Below are 17996 nucleotides of genomic sequence, written 5' to 3' on the forward strand. Positions count from 1 at the left end.
GCATTGCGCAGACGGCCTGTCTTCAACGTGATTCCAGCATCGCCACGATTCTAAAGCTGGAATGACAGGAGACAGGAAATGCAGGGCTTCAACACCCGTAGATCCGCGCTGGCGCTCGCCGTCGCCGCGGCCCTCACCCTGGGTCTCGCCGCGTGCGGCGATGACAACGACGACACCGCATCGGATAGTTCGTCGTCTGCGCCCACCACCGCGACCAATGCCTGGATGACCAAGGCGATCATCGCCGAACAGGCCGCCGCCACGACCGACGCCGCGAAAGAGGCTGTCGCCAATCGCCGCGCCAAGCTGCTCATCGCCGCCATGACCCTGCCGCAGAAGATGCAGCAGCTCACCGGCAGCATGCCGGAGGTGGTGCCCGAGTTGCCCGAGTGCTACGGTGGGCGCCATGTCGCCGGCATCGCCAGCCTGAACATTCCGACCTTCCGCATCACCAACGGGCCGGTCGGCGTCGGGCAGAACGATTGCATCGCCGCCAGCATCTATGACGAGGTCAAGACCGGCAAGAAGTCGTTTACCGCCGCCTATACCGACCCCAGTTCCGCCAAGGCCACGGCACTGCCGTCGGCAATGGGCGTGGCGGCCTCGTTCGATCCCAACGTCGCCAGCGCTTTCGGCGATGTCATCGCCACCGAAATGAACAACCTGGCGCTGCACGTATTCGAAGCGCCGGGCGTGAACATGGCGCGCATCCCCGTGCTGGGCCGCAACTTCGAGTACTTCGGCGAAGATCCGTACCTGACCGGCACGATGGCGGTGTCCGAGATCAAGGCAATCCAGGGCAAGGGCCTCATCGCCATGCCCAAGCACTTCGTGGGCAATGAGCAAGAGGCCAATCGCCAGAAGATCCAGACGACCATCGACCCGCAGGTGCTGCGCGAAATCTACCTGCTGCCTTTCGAAATGGCGGTCAAGGACGGCAAGGTCGCTTCGATCATGTGCGCCTACAACTACGTCAATGGCGTGCACTCCTGCGAGAACAAGGAACTGCTCAACGGCGTGGTGCGCAATGACTGGGGCTTCACCGGTTACGTGCAGTCCGACTTCTTCGCCATCAAGAGCACCATCGGCACGATGCTCGGCGGCATGGACCACGAAATGCCGATCCCGCAGTACTGGTCGCCGACCAATCTGACTGCTGCACTGGCGTCCGGCTCGATCACGACGGCGATGATCGACACCGCGCTGGAGCGCCGCTACACGCAAACCTTCAAGTACGGCATCTTCGATCGCCCCGTCAAACAGACCGCCATCGACTTTGCTGGCAACGGCCAGAAGGCGCGCGACATCGGCACCAAGGCCGCCGTACTGCTGCAGAACAACGGCGCGTTGCCGTTCGCATCGTCGGTGCAGAAGGTGGTCGTCATCGGCAAGGCTTCGCAGGTCTACGCGCAGCAGGCCGTGGCGGGTGGCGCACGCGTGGGCGTCGTCGTGGCGGGCGGCAGTTCGGATGTCATGCCCAACTACACCGTGACGCCGGTCGACGGCATCAAGAACGCGCTGCAAAGCCTCGGCAACACGACGGCCAAGGTGCAGTTGATCCTGGTGGATGACGCCAACGGCACCGCCACCATCGACGGCGCAGCCAAGACCTTTGCCGATGCGCAGGCCGCCGCCGCAGGTGCGGACGCCGTCATCATGATGGCCGGCACCATCGCCGAAGAAGGTGCCGACCGCCTGACCGCCGCCGACGGCAGTTCGTTGTCGACCAACACCGTGCCGCTTGCGCCGGGTGCCTCTGCCGCCGACGGCTCGACGCTCGACTGGTACGTGGCCGGTTCGCTGACCGTGCCGGCAACGCCCAACGGCGCGGCCGCGATGGTCAAGAACAGCAATACGGTGGCGATGATCAAGGCCATCATGGGCACGACATCGACCACGGCCAGGACCATGGTCCAGAAGACCGCGCTGGTGCTCAAGGACAACGCTGGCGTGGCGATGGACCCGGCGCTGGTGGGGGCGGGCGGGCCGTCGATTCTCGAAGCGTGGTTCCCGGGCCAGGAAGACGGCAACATCGTCGCCGACCTGCTGTTTGGCCTGAAGAACCCCTCCGGCAAGTTGCCGGTCACCTTCCCGTACGTGGGCAAGGGCTTCCTCGACAGCGCCACCGAGAACCAGTACCCCGGCAAAGTGGCGGGCGATGGCGTGACGCAGACGGTTGAATACACCGAACAACTGCACATGGGCTATCGCTGGTACGACGGCAATCTGGGCGGCCAATGCGCGCCGGTCTCCGGCGTGAATCCGTGCGTGGCGTTCCCCTTCGGCCATGGCCTGTCCTACACCAGCTTTACCGTGACGGCGCCGAGCGTCGCGCTGGCCAGTTCCAAGTACACGGTCAAGGCCACGGTGACCAACACGGGTGCCAAGGCGGGTTCGGAAGTCGTGCAGGTGTATGTGTCGCTGCCCACGGGCGCCAGTTCGGTCGGCGTGACGCAGCCGCCCAAGCGCCTGGTCGGATTCCAGAAGGTCGACCTCGCGGCCGGTGAATCCAAGACCGTGACCATCACCATCGATCCGGCGGCCAGCAACCACCCGCTGAGTGCCTGGAGCAAGGCGTACAACATGTGGATCACGCCGGCGGGTGCCTACACCGTGTATGTGGGTACTTCGTCGTCTCCGAAGGACCTTGCCCAAGCCGGCAGCTTCAATCGCTAGTGCCGGCGCCGCTGCCGCGCCGCGCAGTCCGGCGGCCGGCAGCGGTTCCTTTTTTGAAGATTCACGGATGCCCGCCGCGCCTGCGGCGGCGTGTCCGGCAGTTCAGAGAGTGGATGCATGCAGAACGTATTCCGACTGGCGGCCCCGGCGTTGGCCGCCATATTCATGTCGGCGGCCAGCGTTGCGGCCGACAGAGCTTTCGTGACGGTCAACGGTGTGGCGATCAAACAGGACGTTGCCGACATCTTCATCGCGCAGGCCGTGGCCACCGGGCAACCCGACGATGCGCAGCTCCAGCAAAACGTGCGTGAAGAACTGGTCCGGCGCGAACTGATGTACCAGGCGGCCACGCGTGCAGGGGTCGACAAGCGGCCGGACGTTGCCGCCCAGGTCGACGCGGCGACGCGCCACTGGATGGCGCAAGCCGACGCCGCACGGCAAGCCATCGTCGCGCGCGCCTATGCCGAGGACTACCTCAAGCAGCATCCGGTCACCGACGCGCAATTGCGCAAGACCTACGACGCCTATCGCGCACGCGGCGGCAATACCGAGTACAAGCTGCGTCACATCGTGGTGGCGACGGATGCAGAGGCGCGCGCCGTCATCGCGCGGCTGAACAAGGGTGAGAAGTTCGCCGATCTTGCATCGCTATCCATCGACGCGAGTACGCGCGGCAGTGGCGGCGATCTGGGATGGGCCGGGCCCGCGCGCTTCGCAAAGCCATTCGGTGACGCTCTGGCAGGCATCAAGAAAGGGCGCTACAGCGCCGCACCGGTCAGGACGGAATTCGGCTACCACGTCATTGCGGTGGAAGACACGCGGCCGCTGAAAGTGCCGTCGTTCAATGAACTCAAGCCGATGTTGCAGAAAGAGGCCGAAGCAGGCGTGATCGACGCGATGCTCGCGCAGCAACGTGCCGCCGCCACCATCCGCTAACGTTCGTCCTTGCCGCCGGCCATTTCGGCCGTCATGACGCTGTGCAGGACGGTCTGGGGCTCGCCGTCGCGCAGGCGATGGCGCAGCCACCATACGGCGCCTTTCTTGAAGGCGGTCGGCGTAGGAGCGCCGTGCAGCAGCAGGGAAGCCACCTCGCCCAGTGTCGGCTGGTGGCCTACGATCATCACCGGCCGCCGTGAATCCGGCCAGCCCGCAGCGCGGATGAGGTCCTGCGCGCGGGCGTGCGTGCCGAGCTCGGCGACGGTTTCATAGTCGTGCGTCCAGGCCTGCACGGTCTGCTGCGTGCGCACGGCGGGGCTGACGATGATGCGTAGATCCTTGGGTGCGTGCCGGTCGAGCCAGCGCGCCATCCGTTCGGCCTGGCGCACGCCGTTGGCGGTCAGTTCGCGCGCGTCGTCGGGGCTGCCGTCGGCAGCTTCGGCGTGACGCCACAGCAGAAGGTCCATGTCGGTCTCCCCGGGGGTCAATCGGTGATCTTGCGCAACAGGTTCAGTGCATTGCGCCGTGCCTGTGCTGCGCAATGTGCGTGCCAGCCGAGCAGGTAAGCACGCGCTTCGAGCATGGGAACGTCGTCCTGGGCCCAGTCGGCCAGCGTGGCCTGTGTGGTGCGCAGATCGTTCAGGTAGCCGAGTTCCTTTTGCACGCGTGCCAGGCGTTCCTGCCGCGTGGTGCGTTTTTTTCCGCGCACGGCCAGCAGCGCATCGGAGATGTAGCGCAGGCGCTTGCATGCGATACGCAGCGAATGCAGGCGCGCGCCATCCTGGCCGGACTCGGCCGCCTCCAGCCGCTTGGCGACGCGTCGGCGGGCGCGCCGCAGCGCCCTGCGTGCCAGCGTGGGCAAGTCGACATCCGACGAGGCGGCTGGCAGGGCGTGGAGCGCGCGGGCAAGCGACAGCATCGGCACGCCGACGCCGGCTTCCGAGAGGTCGGCACGCACGGCGGCGCGGACGACGGCGATTTCCTGCTCGGTGCGCGCGATCAGTCGCTCGGCGACGATGGCGTCGAAGGTCTCGCCGCTGTCGGCCAGCGGTTGCAGGATGCCGGTGCGCATGACGTCGAGGTCGCGCGCCAGCCCCAACCGCCCGGCAAGTTCGGAGAGCAGTTCTTCCCAGTGCGTGGCGAAGTCCTCGTCGAGCACTTCTTCAAACGCGTGGATCAGCGAACGCAGTCGCCGCATCGCCACCCGCGCCTGGTGGATGAAGGCGTCGTCGTCCTGGCTGCGGGCCAGCGCGATGTTGGCCTGCCAGGCACTGAGGCAGTCGTAGGCCAGCAGCTTGAAGGCGGCCACCGGCTCGGTCTTCGGATCGATGGTCACGTGGCCGGAACGCACCACCTGGGGTTCCGTGCCGAGGAACAGGTCGAAGCCGCGCTGGGCCTTGCTGGCGTCTTCCGGCAGCAGGGGCAGGGCGGATGCCAGTTGGAGGGCGAATTCGAAGAGGTCTTCGGCCGAGCCTTCGGCCAGTTCGAGTTCCACTTCGCTGATGGCCTGTTCGCGATCGGCGGCTTCGATCCTGCCATTGTCGATCATCACCAGGATACGCACGCCTGCGCGCGGTTCGGCCAGGCGCGTATCGCGTTCGAAATTGGTGGTAAACACCGGCACGATCTCGTTGGCGTGGGCGTCGAGCAATCCACGTGCGAATTCGTCATCGACGGCGGTGAAATCGAATTTCCCGTCGTACGGTTGTTCCCATTCGGGCCGCGACGACAACCCGCCGGCCGAGGGAGCCGCGCACTTGACGGTCTGCAGCCAGCGTTCGCCGATCTGCCGCGTGCGCACCGCCACGCGCGCCGCCCGCAAAGCGAAATCGGGGGTATCGAAGTAGGTGTTGATGAGCAGGGCGGGCGGCTCCGCTCGTGGGGCTGAGGCAATGAGCGGGTGCGCCAGCAGGCGCTCGCGCGCCCTGGGCGGCAACGCCAGTTTCAGTTCGATTTCCTTGGCCATGAGATGTCCGAGCAGGTGTCCGGCGTGTTTATCCGAAATTCGTGCCGCGATGCCGGAGAAAGTTCCGTTCCGTCAGGCGCTCTCCGCCCGCCAACTGCCCGATTTGCCACCGTCTTTTTCGAGCAGGCCGATGCCTTCGATGCGCATCCCGCGATCGACGGCCTTGCACATGTCATAGATGGTCAGCAGCCCGGCCGAAACAGCGCACAGGGCTTCCATCTCGACGCCGGTCTGGCCGACGCATTCGGCGGTAACGGTGCAGCGGACGGCGTGATCGCCTTCTTCAATATCGAATTCGACCGCAACGCGGGTCAACGCGATGGGGTGGCAAAGGGGAATCGTGTCGCTGGCGCGCTTGGCGCCCTGGATGGCTGCGATGCGGGCCACGCCCAGTACGTCGCCCTTGCGGGCCGAGCCCTGGAGAATGGTGTCCAGGGTGGTCGGCAGCATGCGGATGCGCCCGCTGGCGACCGCCCGCCGGGCGGTGGCGGGCTTGGCGCCGACATCGACCATGTGAGCCTGCCCGGCAGCGTCGAAGTGGGTCAGACCGGTGGGCGTGTCTTTTGGATGTGATTGGTTCATAGTCATTCGTTACATACCGCACATGGCCGTGCCAAATCGCCGGGAAGTATCATACCCCCCCATGAACGTCCGCCATTGTCTCCGCAGTTGCCTGGCTCTCACGCTTTCGGCCCTCATGGCCGTCCAGCCCGTTGCCGCGCAGCTTGCCAACACGTTGCCCGACCTGGGTGATTCCTCGCAGGCCGGGCTGTCGCCGGCACAGGAACGCAAGATCGGCGAACAGGTCATGCGCGAAATCCGCTTCCAGGACGCAACCTACCTGGACGACCCCGAAGTCGAGGACTACCTCAACGTCTTGGGCAATCGGCTGGTGTCGGCCAGCGGCATGCGCGGACAGGACTTCTATTTCTTCGTGCTGCGCGACCCGACCATCAACGCCTTTGCCATGCCGGGCGGCTATATCGGGGTGCATACGGGGCTGATCCTGGCGGCACAGGCCGAATCCGAACTGGCTTCGGTGCTGGCGCACGAAATCGGCCACATCGAACAGCGCCACATCGCCCGCCAGCTCGCGCTGCAAAGCAACGCCACGGTGACCATGCTGGCTTCGCTGCTGGTGGCGATCCTGGCTTCGCGCGTACCGAATTCGCAGATTTCCGAAGCGGCGATCGTGGCCGGGCAGGCGGCCGCCATCCAGGGGCAACTGGCCTATTCGCGCGACTTCGAGCGCGAGGCCGACCGCGTCGGCTTCCAGACGCTCGACGCCGCCGGTTTCGACGTGCAGGGCATGGCGATGTTCTTCGAACGCCTGCAGAAGGCCAATCGGCTGAACGAAGCCAATGCGCCGGCTTACCTGCAGACCCACCCGCTGACCATGGATCGCATCGCCGACATGGAGAACCGCGCGCAGGGCATGAAATACCGGCAAGTCGTCGATTCGCCCGAATTCACCATGGTGCGTGCCAAGCTGGAGGCGCTGAACGGCACGCCGGCCGAGGCGGTGGCTCGCTTCAAGAACCGCACCGGTACGCGGCAGGTTGAACTGCTCGCCAAGAACTACGGCCTGGCGCGGGCCAACCTGCGGGCACGCAACAATGCCGACGCCGAAGCCGCGTTGAAGGCGCTGCGCGACATGAAGATATCCAGTCCGATGATGGACGGCCTGGCGGCCGATGTTGCCAGCGCGCAGGGCAAGTACGCCGACGCCGCGCGCATCTGCCGCGACGCGCGCGGGCACTTCCCGCGCAGCCATGCCCTGGTGTATTGCGAGATCGACGCCTACCTGGATGGCAACCAGCCGCAGCAGGCGCTGTCGATGATGCGCGACCTGATCTTCAATTCGCAGGACGATCGCCTCTACGCCTTGCAGGCGCGCGCCTACGAGGCGCTCAATCAACCGGCGCAGCAGCATCGCTCGCTGGCAGAGATGTACGTGTTGCGCGGCAACGTGCCGGCGGCCATCGATCAGTTGCGCGTGGCCCAGCGTAGCGGGGGCGGAGACTACTACGAGCAGGCTTCGATCGACGCACGCCTGCGCGAGCTGCGCGCCCGCCAGCTCGAAGACAAGAAGGATCGCGAGGGCAAGTGACCGTTGGCGCCTCGCGGTGACGCGCGGCGCGAGCGGGTAGAATGCGCCGGTCCACGGAGAACAAAATGGAATTCGACCAAGAACTCGACGTCAAGGGCCTCAGGTGCCCGCTGCCCATTCTGCGCGCCAAGAAAGCGCTGGCTGTGCTTGAAACCGGCAAGGTGCTGCGCGTGGTGGCCACCGATCCGGCCACGGTGCAGGATTTCGCGGCCTTCGCCCGCCAGACCGGGCATGAACTGCTGGACACCACCGAAACACCGCCGGATGAGTTCGTCTTTCTCATCCGCCGCAAGTAAGGGGACGTCTTGGCTCTTCGTTCCACGGTCTTCAAGGCCGAGGTCGGCATTGCCGATCTCGACCGTCAGTATTACGCCGACCACGCCCTGACGCTGGCGCGGCATCCTTCCGAAACCGACGAGCGCCTGATGGTGCGGCTGCTCGCCTTCGTCCTCAATGCCAGTGAGTCGCTGGAATTCGGCCGCGGCATCTCGACCGACGACGAACCGGCCCTGTGGGACCGCGACCTTACCGGGGCGATCCGCACATGGATCGAAGTCGGCCAGCCCGATGAGCGCATCCTGCGTCGTGCCTGCGGGCGCTCCGATCGCGTGCTGCTGTACGTATACGGCCGCGCGCAGGACATATGGTGGCGCCAGAACGAATCCGCCCTGCGCGCGCTGCCCAAGCTCGAGGTCTGGCGCATCTCGCCGCAGGACTGCGCCGCGCTCACCGCGCTGGCCGAACGCGGTATGCAACTGCAGTGCACGATCCAGGACGGCGCCGTGATCGTCGCGGCCGAATCCGATACCGTCCAGATCGAACCCGAACGACTCAATCCGGAGCCCTGAGCATGAACCCGATGTGGCTGATGGCTGCCGCGCTGTGCGTGCTGGTGGCCGTGGTGATATGGATGGCGCTGCGCCAGGGGCGTCTGGCCGCTGCGCGCGATGCGCACGATGAAACACTCCTGCAGCGCATGGATGCGGCGATGTCGAGCAGCCATCGCGCCATGCTCAACGACATGTACGCGGGACTCGATCGCGTGAGCGAACGCATTGCCGGCGTACAGACCGACAGCACGGAACGCATTGGCGCATTGTCGGCGAGTGTCGCCCAGCGTCTGGACCAGTTGCGCAGCGATCTGGTCGCGCAGACGCTGCAGAGCCTGTCGGAGACTGCACGCGCTGACCGCGAGCTGCTGCAGAACGGCCTGCGCGGGGCGTCGGCCCAGCAGGCGGTGAGCATCGAAGCGCTCACGCGGACCATCAACGAGCGGCTCGATGCCATTACGGGTGTGGTGAATCAGCGATTGGACGAAGGCTTCAAGAAGACCAACGAGACCTTCACCAGCGTCATGGCACGCCTGGCGACCATCGACGAAGCGCAGAAGAAGATCGGCGATCTGACCACCAACGTGGTGAGTCTGCAGGAGCTGTTGGGCGACAAGAAAGCGCGTGGCGCCTTTGGCGAAGTGCAGCTCGAGTCGCTGGTGCGCAATGCGCTGCCGCCGGACGCGTATGGCTTCCAGGTCACGCTGCGCTCCGGCGTGCGCGCCGACTGCCTGCTGCGCCTGCCTGAGCCGACGGGCAACGTGGCGGTGGACGCCAAGTTCCCGCTCGAGAACTACCACCGCATGTTCGATGCTTCGCTCGGCGACATCGATCGCAAGACGGCGCAGAACGCTTTCCGCGCGGACATCAAGCGACACGTCGACGCCATTGCCGACAAGTACATCGTGGCGGGCGAGACCGCTGACGGCGCGGTCATGTTCGTGCCGGCCGAGGCGGTGTTCGCCGAAATCCATGCCTACCACCCGGAAGTCGTCGTGCATGCGCAGAGCCGCCATGTGTGGATCGTGTCGCCGACCACGTTGATGGCGGTGCTCAACACCGCACGTGCGGTGATCAAGGACGTGGAAACGCGCAAGCAGATCCACTTGATCAAGGATGCGCTGGGCAAGCTGGCCAAGGATTTCTCGCGCTTCGACGAGCGCATGCAGAAGTTGGCCACCCACATCCGCCAGGCCAACGACGACGTGCAGGACGTGCACACCAGCAGCAAAAAGATCAGCGGTCACTTCGCCAAGATCGAAGCCGTGCAACTGGACGAAGTCGCCGCCGCGCTGGCGGCGCCGGACGAAGTGGAGTGAGTGCTCGCATGTTCCACGTCGTACTTCATCAGCCGGAAATCCCGCCCAACACGGGCAACGTCATGCGCCTGTGCGCCAATGCGGGTGTGCGCCTGCATCTGGTCGAGCCGCTGGGGTTTGAACTCTCGGACAAGCATCTGGCGCGGGCGGGCATGGACTACCGCGATCTCGTCAATGTCACGGTCCATCCCGATTGGGAGAGCTGCCGCGCCGCGCTCGAAGGGCATCGCTTCTTTGCGCTGACTACGCGCGCGAGCCGCCCATATGGCGAGATCGAATACCTGCCAGGCGACGTGTTCGTCTTTGGCGCCGAGTCGCAAGGCTTGCCCGAACACGTTCGTGAGAGCTTTCCCGCGGAGCGCCGGCTGCGCATTCCCATGCGACCCGGCAGCCGCAGCCTCAATCTTTCCAATAGCGTGGCGGTGGTGGTCTACGAGGCGTGGCGGCAGCAAGGCTACGCGCTTGGCGAATGACTTTGTCAGCGCTGCAGTGCGTCGCTGGGTCTGCTTAAGACCGGGCGAAGCGCTCCGGTGATACCTTGAAGCAGCCGTCCCGGCGTCACGCCTGCCTGAACGGTCGCCGCCCCTCAAGTTCGTTGATATACAACTCAACGCCGCCAGTCTCCCGCTGCAGGTAGCGTGACACTGCATCGTGAAAGCGCGCGTCGCGCAGCCAGTGCAGCGATCGCGTGCGCACGGGGTCGAGGCCCCGCGCGAGTTTGTGCTCGCCTTGCGCGCCGCCTTCGAAGCGCCTCAGGCCCTGTTCGATGGCATATTCGATCGGCGCGTAATAGCAGGCTTCGAAATGCAGGCAGGGGATCTGCTCGACGGCGCCCCAGTAGCGGCCATACAGTGCCGTGTCGTCGCGTAGCAGAAGGCTGGCGGCGACAGGCTGGCTTCCACGTTCTGCGAGCAGCATGACGCACGCGTCCGGCAGCCGTTCGCCGAGCGCGCGGAAAAAGGCGAGGTTCAGGTAAGGCGTTGCGCCATGCAGCGCGTAGGTGGTCGTGTAGCAGCGCACGAAGAAGCGCCAGTCCGCTGCTGTGATTTCCTCGCCTTCCAGCACGCGCAGCACGACGCCTGCTTCTGCCACCTTGCGACGTTCCTGCCGGATCTTCTTGCGCTTGTCGTGCGCGAGCGCCGCGAGGAAACCGTCGAAATCCGCGTAACCGTTGTTGTGCCAATGGAACTGCACGCCTTCGCGCACCAGCATGCCGCGGGCGGCTCCCGCGGCGATCTCGTCGTCGTTGGCGAAGAGGATGTGAAGCGACGAAACACCGCTGGTGTCGATGTGCGCAAGCAATCCATCGAGCAGGGCCGCGCGGGCCATCGAATCGCGCGCCAGCAAGCGCGTGCCCGGCACAGGGGTAAAGGGCAGGGCGCACAGCCACTTCGGGTAGTAGGGCAGACCGTGCTGCTGATAGGCGTCGGCCCAGGCCCAGTCGAAGACGTATTCGCCCCACGAGTGCGCTTTGGCATAGAGCGGGGCCGCCGCGATGAGCGTGTCGCCCTCCCACAGCGTGGCATGTCGAGGCATCCATCCCGTGCCGGGCCCGACGCAGTGCGTGTCCTCCATGGCGGCCAGGAAGGCATGCGCAAGACACGGCTGGTTGCCGGCCAGCGCATCCCATTGCTGCGCGGGGATTTCGCTGATGCGGGCGTGGAAGCGCAGGGTCATCGAGATATCCATGCGTTAGGGCGAACGACAGGGTACCGGATGAGAGCGAAAAGCGTGTAACGACGCGAACGTCGTCCCCCGACGACGGGTGCGGTCCGGGTTGGCGCAAGGTCCAAAAAAGAAGGCCGGCGATGTGCCGGCCTTCAGCTACGGACGTCTGCTGCCGATGGGTTACATGCCGAACAACGCGGGCAGCCACAAGGACAACCCGGGAATGTAGGCCACGAAGAACAGCAGCACGATGTTGCCGATGATGAAGGGCGCGGCGGCCTTGGCGATCTCGACGAGCGATACGCGGGCAATGCCCTGTGCCACGAACAGACACACGCCGACCGGTGGCGTGGTCAGACCGATCACGAGGTTGATCACCATCATCACCGCAAAGTGGATCGGGTCCATGCCGATCTGCGTGGCGACCGCCAGCAGCGGCGTGAAGAGGATCAGCAGCGCGGCGATCGTTTCCATGAACATGCCCACCAGCAACAGCAGCAGGTTGATGAGCAGGATCAGCAGGTACTTGTTGTCGGTGATCGACAGCAGACCGGCCGCGATCTGCTGCGGGATGCCTTCGGAAGTCAGGATCCACGCGAAAACATTGGCAAAGCCGACGAGCAACAGGATGCCAGTGGTGCCGCTGATCGTCTCCGCCATGCAGGCCAGCATCTTGCCGATGGTGAGGTCCTTGTAGACGAAGAAGCCCACCAGCAGCGAGAAGACGACGGCGAAGATGGAGGCTTCGGTTGGCGTGAAGATGCCGGACACCAGTCCGCCGATGAGCAGCACCGGCATCAGGATCGCCCAGATCGCGCCGCGCGTGGCGCGCAGGCGTTCGCGCATGCTGACCTTCTCGCCCTTCGGGTAGCCGCGCTTGCAGGCGATCACATAGGCGATGGTGGCCATGGTCAGACCCATCAGGAGGCCCGGCACCGCACCGGCGATGAACAGCTTGCCCACCGACAGGCCGGTCAGCGTGCCGACGATGATCATCGGCACGCTCGGCGGAATGATCGGCCCGACGGTCGACGCCACCGCCGTGACGGCGCCCGAGAACGGCGCGTCGTAGCCGCTGCGCTTCATGGCAGGAATCATCACCGAGCCGATGCTGGCGGCTTCCGACACGGCCGTGCCCGAGATGCCGGCGAAGATCATCGATGCCGATACGTTCGCCATGGCAAGCCCGCCGCGGATGTGGCCGAACCACGCGTTGCCGAACGACACGATGCGGTCGGTGATACCGCCGCCGTTCATGAGGCCGCCCGCCAGCAGGAAGCCCGGAATGCACAGCAGGACGAACGAATCCATGCCGCTGTAGAACTGGTTGGCCATGATGGCCAGCCCCATGTCGGCGATCAGCAGATAGCAGATCGACGACAACGCGAGCGCGATGGCGACCGGCACGCCGGCCATGAGCGCGACGAAGAAAATGGCGAATAGTGCAACGGTCGGGCTCATGCAGCGTTCTCCTGGCTGGGTTCGGCTGTGGTGCCGCGAACGAGTTGGACGAAATCCGTGACGAGATTCCAGAGCGTGAACAACGCGATGTTGGCCATGATGACCAGCACGCAGGTGGTGATCCATGACATCTGGATCGGGACGGTGGTCGCCTCACGCATGGCGGTGTGTTCGACGTACTCGATCGCATTGACGAACAGCAGCACGGTGCACACCAGGATGATCAGGTCGATGACGATGTGCAGTGCGGCGCGCGGACGGGCGGGCAACAGGTTGACCAGGATGTCCACGTTGACCAGCTCGCGATGTCGTGTGGCCATGGCGCAGCCGAACGCGACCACGTAGACCATCAGGAAGCGCGCCACCTCTTCGGTCCACGGCGGAGAGGGAATGGGCAGCGGCCGGGCAACGACCTGGATCAGCACGACGCAGATGAGTACGACGAGCAGCAGCGTTGCGGCAATGAGGTTGATGCGCTCGATGAAGCGCATGAAGGATGAAAGCATGAGGCGCCCTCGAATGACAGATAGGAATTGCGGCCGTCCCTCGCGAAACGGCCGCCGGTGCCGGGGGGCTTACTTGACCGCGAGCGCCTTCTGGTAGAGGTCGCGGATTTCGGGCTTGATGGCCTTGTCCACGGCCGGACGGGCCACGTCGGCGAAGGCCTTCTGGTCGACCTCGACCACCTTCATGCCCTTGGCCTGCAAGTCGGTGATGAGCTTGGCTTCGTCCTTGAGGAAGATCTCGTGCTCGTACGCCTGGGCTTCCTTCGCGGCGGCGGTGATCGCCTGCTGGTACTCGGGCTTGAGCTTGCCGAACTTGCGGTCGCCAATGACCATGTAGATCCAGCTACGCACATGCTCGGTCTTGCAGATGTACTTCTGCACCTCGAAGAAGCTGCCGCTCATGGTCAGCGAGAGCGGATTCTCCTGCGCCTGCACCACGCCCTGTTGCAGGCCGGTGAACACCTCGGACAGCGCCATCGGCGTCGGTTGGGCGCCCAGTGCCTTCCAGGTGGAGATGAATAGCGGCACGTTGGGCAGGCGCAGGATCAGGCCGTTCAGTTCGCTCGGCTTGGTGATCGGGCGGTTGGCGGTGAGGTTGCGCGGGCCGCGCTCGAACCAGGCCAGCGTGCGCAGCTTGGTCTTGGAGAGGATTTCGTCGGTGATTTCCTTGCCGATCGGACCATCGACGATGCGCTTCATCTGGTCGGAGCCGCTGATCATGTAGGGCACGCCGAGCAGTGCGGCCTTGGGTGCCCAGTTCTGCAGCGATTCGCCGGTGATGGTCATGTCCACACTGCCCAACTGCACCGCGTTGATGATGTCCATTTCCTTGCCGAGGGATTCGTTCGGGTAGACCTTCACCTCGACGGCGCCCTTGGTCTTCGCGGCGACCAGTTCGGCGAACTTCAGCGATGCCTTGTGCCAGCTATGTTCTTCGTTGCCCTGATGGCCGAGCTTGAGGGTGACCTCGGCGGCCAGCGCACCGAGGCTGGCGGAAGCCAGTACGGCGGCGGCCAACAGGCGTAGGCGGTTCTTCATGGTGTGTCTCCTTTGGTGTCGTGCAGGGATGATGCAAAGTCCGTCAGCGGGTCAGATCGAGCAGGACCTTGCGGGTGAGGTGCGGCTGCGTCTCGATGAGCGCGAACGCCTGTTCGACGCTGCGGTAGTCGAGTACGTGGCTGATGAGCCGATCGGGATGCAGGCGTCCGGCGCGCATCCATTCGATGACGCGCGGGAACATGTTGTTGTTCAGACGTGAAGCGAAGAGCGACAGCTCGCGGCGGGTCATCTCTTGCTGGACGAGCGCGGTGGCTTCCGACGAAAAGCCGAGCAGGCCGATGCGCGCGGCGGGCGACGCGATGCGCACGGCTTCTTCGAGGATCGACGGGTGACATACCGCGTCGATGATCAGCGTAGGCGCGCAACCCATCCGCTCGAGCGTTGCGGGCAACTCGTCGCGCGCGGTGTTGATCACGTGGTCGGCGCCGCACTGGCGGGCGATGTCGAGCCGCTCGTCCAGCCGGTCGGTGGCGATCACGGTGGCGCCGAACACGTTCTTGAGGACATCGATCACGGTCAGCCCTGCGGGGCCCGCGCCGTAGACCAGTGCAATGTCACTGGCATCCGCCCCGGTTCGATGCGTGACATTGGCGGCGACCGCGTACGGCTCGATGGTGGTCGCGTGCCGGTCGGAGATATCACTGGGCACGGCAAACGCATTCCGGGCCGGCACGCAGGCGTACTGGCTGAAGCCACCGTCGCGATGTACGCCGATGACCTGCAGGCGCGTGCACACGTTCGATCGGCCGACGGAACAGGGATAGCACTCGCCGCAACTGATGACAGGATCGACCACCACGCGCTGGCCGACGCGATCGGGTGAGACACCGTCGCCGACCGCGTCGATGTGGCCGAAGAATTCGTGCCCGACGACGCGCGGATAGACCGCAAACGGATTGCGGCCATGATGGATATGCAGATCGGAACCGCAGATCCCCGCGGCGCGTACCCTGATCCTGACCTCGCCGGGTGCGGGCGGCACGTCGGGGCGCTCGGCGATGACGAGTTTTCCGGGCTCTTCGACGACGATGCTCAGCATGGAGTTTCCTTCTGGGTCGCTCGCTGGATGCATCGCCGCGTGCGCGTCTGCTTCGCGCACCGTATGTCCACTGGCATTGAGGGGTGCAGTGGTCTCCAATGAAACATCCGCGAGCAGGGCTGGTTGGTGAGGCAGATGATCGTGGAGGGATGCTGCCATACCAGAATGGAAGTGCCGTTTAACGGCTCTCAACCGTTTATGAAGCCGTTGTGAACCGGGCAGCACAGAGAAAGGGGGTGGTGGTGTCGGAAAACTCCGTGGCGCAACCTGGGCTGAAGATCGGCGTACTGCAATTCGATGCTGTGGTAGGGGACATTGCCGGCAATGCCGCCCGCATTCATGCGGCTGCCGTCGATGCGCGCAAGGCGGGCGCCGGCCTGCTGCTGACGCCCGAACTGGCGTTATGCGGCTACCCGCCCGACGATCTGCTATTGCGCGAGGCGTTCCTGCGCCGCTGCGAGCACGAGCTGGGTTTGCTGGCAATGGATTGCCAAGGCATCGACGTGGTGGTCGGACATCCCTGTCGCGATGGCGACCTGCGCTACAACGCGGCGTCCGTCCTGCGCGACGGCAAGGTGCTGGCGCGCTATCACAAGCATCGGTTGCCCAACTACGGCGTCTTCGACGAGGCGCGCTACTTCGCCTCGGGTGATGCACCGTGTGTATTCGAATCGCATGGCATGCGGATCGGAATCAACATCTGCGCCGACATCTGGGACGAGGGGGCGGCAGACGCGGCGCGCGAAGCGGGGGCCGAGCTATTGCTGGTACTCAATGCGTCGCCCTACCACGTCGGCAAGCTCGCGCAACGTCTGGCTGTGCTGGGAGAGTGCGTGGACCGCACGGGCATTCCCGCGCTGTACTGCAACCTCGTCGGCGGGCAGGACGATCTGCTCTTCGACGGTGGCTCGTTCGCGCTCCACCGCGACGGGACGCAGGTCTTCCAGGCTGCGCAGTTCGTCGACACGCTCGAATACGTCACCTACGCCGATGGCATGCTTGCAGGATCGGGTGACGAAGGGTCCGCGACCGAAGAGGCGGAGATCTACGCCGCGCTGGTTCTCGGCTTGCGCGACCACGTTGCCAAGAACAGTTTCGAGCACGTGTTGCTCGGTCTGTCCGGTGCGCTGGATTCGGCGCTGGCCCTGTGCGTGGCGGTCGATGCGGTGGGCGCGGCACGCGTGCACGCGCTGCTGGCGCCAGTGCCTGCAGATGCGCATGCCGCGGCGGCGGATGCCGCCTTGCATGCGGAACGCCTTGGCGTGCGATGCGATCCGCTGCCCCTGGAGCCGATGCTGCGCGTGTTCGACCGGATGCTCACGCAATGGACGCCAGCCCGCGCCGGGTTCGACTCCATGCCGTCCCTGCAGGCGCGCGCCCACGGCGCCAGCCTGAGCGCGCTGGCGCACCATCGTGGCGCGCTGCTTCTGTCGTACTCGACCAAGACCACGCTGGCGTTGGGCGTGCCGGGCGTGTATCACGAAACCGCCAGCGATTTCGCGTTGTTCAAGGACGTTTCGCTGAGTTGCGCGCAGCGGCTCGTCGCCTATCGCGCTGGCATATCGTCAGACGTGCCCGCCCGGATGCAGGGGCGCCAGCCAGCCGGTCTGCCAATGGTGGCCGGTGGCGTGGCCACGCTCGATGACATCATCCAGGCGTACTTGCAGTTCGAAGAAGGCCCGGCGCAGATCGTTGCCAGCGGCGTGCCGCCGGAGGATCTTCGCGCCGTGCTGGCGATGTTGCGGCAGGGCGAGCGCAACGGTGGTCGCCTGCCGCCAGGGCCATGCATCACGCGTCGCGGCTTCGGTCGCGGATGGCGCATGCCCCAGACACACGGGTTCGGGGCGTATCCCCCGTAGCCGGGCAGCGACAGGATATCGGCGAGGTTCGCGGGTTGCTCTCGCAGCCTTCGGCCCGACTGCGCTGAGAACCGGACTCGAGCTCGGCTATACTCGCGGACGAGTTTCCCTTTCGTCTCGACACCGGGGCGAAGCGCCCATTTTCCACGGAGAACGCAGTGAAAAAGATCGAAGCCGTCATCAAGCCCTTCAAACTCGACGAAGTGCGCGAGGCGCTGTCCGAAGTCGGCGTGACCGGCCTGACGGTGACCGAAGTCAAGGGCTTCGGCCGCCAGAAGGGCCACACGGAGCTGTATCGCGGCGCCGAGTACGTGGTCGACTTCCTGCCCAAGATCAAGATCGAGGTCGTCCTGGCCGACGGCATCGTGGAGCAGGCCATCGAAGCCATCCTGAAGTCGGCCCGTACCGGCAAGATCGGTGACGGCAAGATCTTCGTCACGCCGATCGAGCAGGTCATCCGCATCCGCACGGGCGAGCAGGGCGAATCCGCCGTCTGATCCCCGGGGGCGAGACCGTCGCCCCGACGAAGCGGTCCGCGCGTCATGCCGGACCGCCGCTCGCAAGCCG

The 17996-nt window shown here is 65.2% G+C and carries 17 protein-coding genes; 9 read left to right on the forward strand and 8 right to left on the reverse strand.

Annotation, left to right across the window (positions count from 1 at the left end; translation table 11 throughout):
- The first annotated feature begins 78 nt into the window (after window positions 1–78).
- Together ACDA63_RS01905 and ACDA63_RS01910 are read left to right on the forward strand one after the other, a co-directional pair.
- Window positions 79–2676 (forward strand): beta-glucosidase, encoded by a 2598-nt coding sequence (locus tag ACDA63_RS01905; RefSeq protein ID WP_373661469.1) that lies wholly within the window; start codon window positions 79–81, stop codon window positions 2674–2676.
- A gap of 117 nt (window positions 2677–2793) precedes the next feature.
- Complete coding sequence (locus ACDA63_RS01910) at window positions 2794–3612, forward strand: peptidyl-prolyl cis-trans isomerase (protein WP_373661470.1); 819 nt, start codon at window positions 2794–2796, stop codon at window positions 3610–3612.
- Here ACDA63_RS01910 and sixA read toward each other — a convergent pair.
- The 3 genes from sixA to moaC form a co-directional block, all read right to left on the reverse strand.
- Complete coding sequence (gene sixA / locus ACDA63_RS01915; RefSeq protein ID WP_373661471.1) at window positions 3609–4079, reverse strand: phosphohistidine phosphatase SixA; 471 nt, start codon at window positions 4077–4079, stop codon at window positions 3609–3611. The two genes, ACDA63_RS01910 and sixA, sit on opposite strands and share 4 nt — an antisense overlap.
- Window positions 4080–4096: 17 nt before the next feature.
- Complete coding sequence (locus ACDA63_RS01920) at window positions 4097–5578, reverse strand: CHAD domain-containing protein (protein WP_373661472.1); 1482 nt, start codon at window positions 5576–5578, stop codon at window positions 4097–4099.
- 72 nt (window positions 5579–5650) lie between these two features.
- Entirely contained in the window at window positions 5651–6160 is a 510-nt protein-coding gene (moaC, locus tag ACDA63_RS01925; protein ID WP_373661473.1) for a cyclic pyranopterin monophosphate synthase MoaC, read from the reverse strand.
- A 115-nt stretch (window positions 6161–6275) separates the two neighbouring features.
- On the opposite strand from moaC, the gene ACDA63_RS01930 reads away from it, so the two are divergent.
- From ACDA63_RS01930 to ACDA63_RS01950, 5 genes are all read left to right on the forward strand, one after another.
- Complete coding sequence (locus ACDA63_RS01930; RefSeq protein ID WP_373661474.1) at window positions 6276–7688, forward strand: M48 family metalloprotease; 1413 nt, start codon at window positions 6276–6278, stop codon at window positions 7686–7688.
- A 65-nt stretch (window positions 7689–7753) separates the two neighbouring features.
- Window positions 7754–7984, forward strand: a complete 231-nt coding sequence (locus ACDA63_RS01935) for a sulfurtransferase TusA family protein (RefSeq protein ID WP_373661475.1) — start codon at window positions 7754–7756, stop codon at window positions 7982–7984.
- A gap of 9 nt (window positions 7985–7993) precedes the next feature.
- Entirely contained in the window at window positions 7994–8536 is a 543-nt protein-coding gene (locus ACDA63_RS01940) for a YaeQ family protein (protein WP_373661476.1), read from the forward strand.
- Window positions 8537–8538: 2 nt separating this feature from the next.
- Complete coding sequence (locus ACDA63_RS01945) at window positions 8539–9837, forward strand: DNA recombination protein RmuC (RefSeq protein ID WP_373661477.1); 1299 nt, start codon at window positions 8539–8541, stop codon at window positions 9835–9837.
- A gap of 8 nt (window positions 9838–9845) precedes the next feature.
- Window positions 9846–10310 carry a tRNA (cytidine(34)-2'-O)-methyltransferase gene (locus ACDA63_RS01950; protein ID WP_373661478.1) on the forward strand — a complete coding sequence of 155 codons (465 nt, stop codon included), beginning with the start codon at window positions 9846–9848 and terminating at the stop codon, window positions 10308–10310.
- 85 nt (window positions 10311–10395) lie between these two features.
- Here ACDA63_RS01950 and ACDA63_RS01955 read toward each other — a convergent pair whose 3' ends face one another.
- The 5 genes from ACDA63_RS01955 to ACDA63_RS01975 all read right to left on the reverse strand — a co-directional run bounded on the left by ACDA63_RS01955 (window position 10396) and on the right by ACDA63_RS01975 (window position 15570).
- Entirely contained in the window at window positions 10396–11514 is a 1119-nt protein-coding gene (locus ACDA63_RS01955) for a GNAT family N-acetyltransferase (RefSeq protein ID WP_373661479.1), read from the reverse strand.
- A 171-nt stretch (window positions 11515–11685) separates the two neighbouring features.
- The gene (locus ACDA63_RS01960) at window positions 11686–12966 is read right to left on the reverse strand and encodes a TRAP transporter large permease (protein ID WP_373661480.1); all 1281 of its coding nucleotides are present in this window, start codon (window positions 12964–12966) and stop codon (window positions 11686–11688) included.
- Entirely contained in the window at window positions 12963–13472 is a 510-nt protein-coding gene (locus tag ACDA63_RS01965) for a TRAP transporter small permease (protein WP_373661481.1), read from the reverse strand. Before ACDA63_RS01965 ends, ACDA63_RS01960 begins: the two co-directional genes overlap by 4 nt.
- 69 nt (window positions 13473–13541) lie before the next feature.
- Entirely contained in the window at window positions 13542–14510 is a 969-nt protein-coding gene (locus ACDA63_RS01970) for a TRAP transporter substrate-binding protein (protein WP_373661482.1), read from the reverse strand.
- A gap of 43 nt (window positions 14511–14553) precedes the next feature.
- Window positions 14554–15570: a Zn-dependent oxidoreductase gene (locus ACDA63_RS01975; protein WP_373661483.1), complete on the reverse strand. Its 1017-nt coding sequence runs from the start codon at window positions 15568–15570 to the stop codon at window positions 14554–14556.
- A gap of 257 nt (window positions 15571–15827) precedes the next feature.
- Here ACDA63_RS01975 and ACDA63_RS01980 point away from each other — a divergent pair, with 257 nt between their 5' ends.
- Together ACDA63_RS01980 and ACDA63_RS01985 are read left to right on the forward strand one after the other, a co-directional pair.
- Window positions 15828–17429, forward strand: coding sequence for a nitrilase-related carbon-nitrogen hydrolase (locus tag ACDA63_RS01980; protein WP_373661484.1), 1602 nt, complete (start codon window positions 15828–15830; stop codon window positions 17427–17429).
- A gap of 158 nt (window positions 17430–17587) precedes the next feature.
- Complete coding sequence (locus ACDA63_RS01985; protein WP_373661485.1) at window positions 17588–17926, forward strand: P-II family nitrogen regulator; 339 nt, start codon at window positions 17588–17590, stop codon at window positions 17924–17926.
- Window positions 17927–17996: the final 70 nt, after the last annotated feature.

It is taken from the genome of Uliginosibacterium sp. sgz301328, assembly GCF_041807905.1.
Taxonomy (GTDB): Bacteria; Pseudomonadota; Gammaproteobacteria; order Burkholderiales; family Rhodocyclaceae; genus JBGVSA01.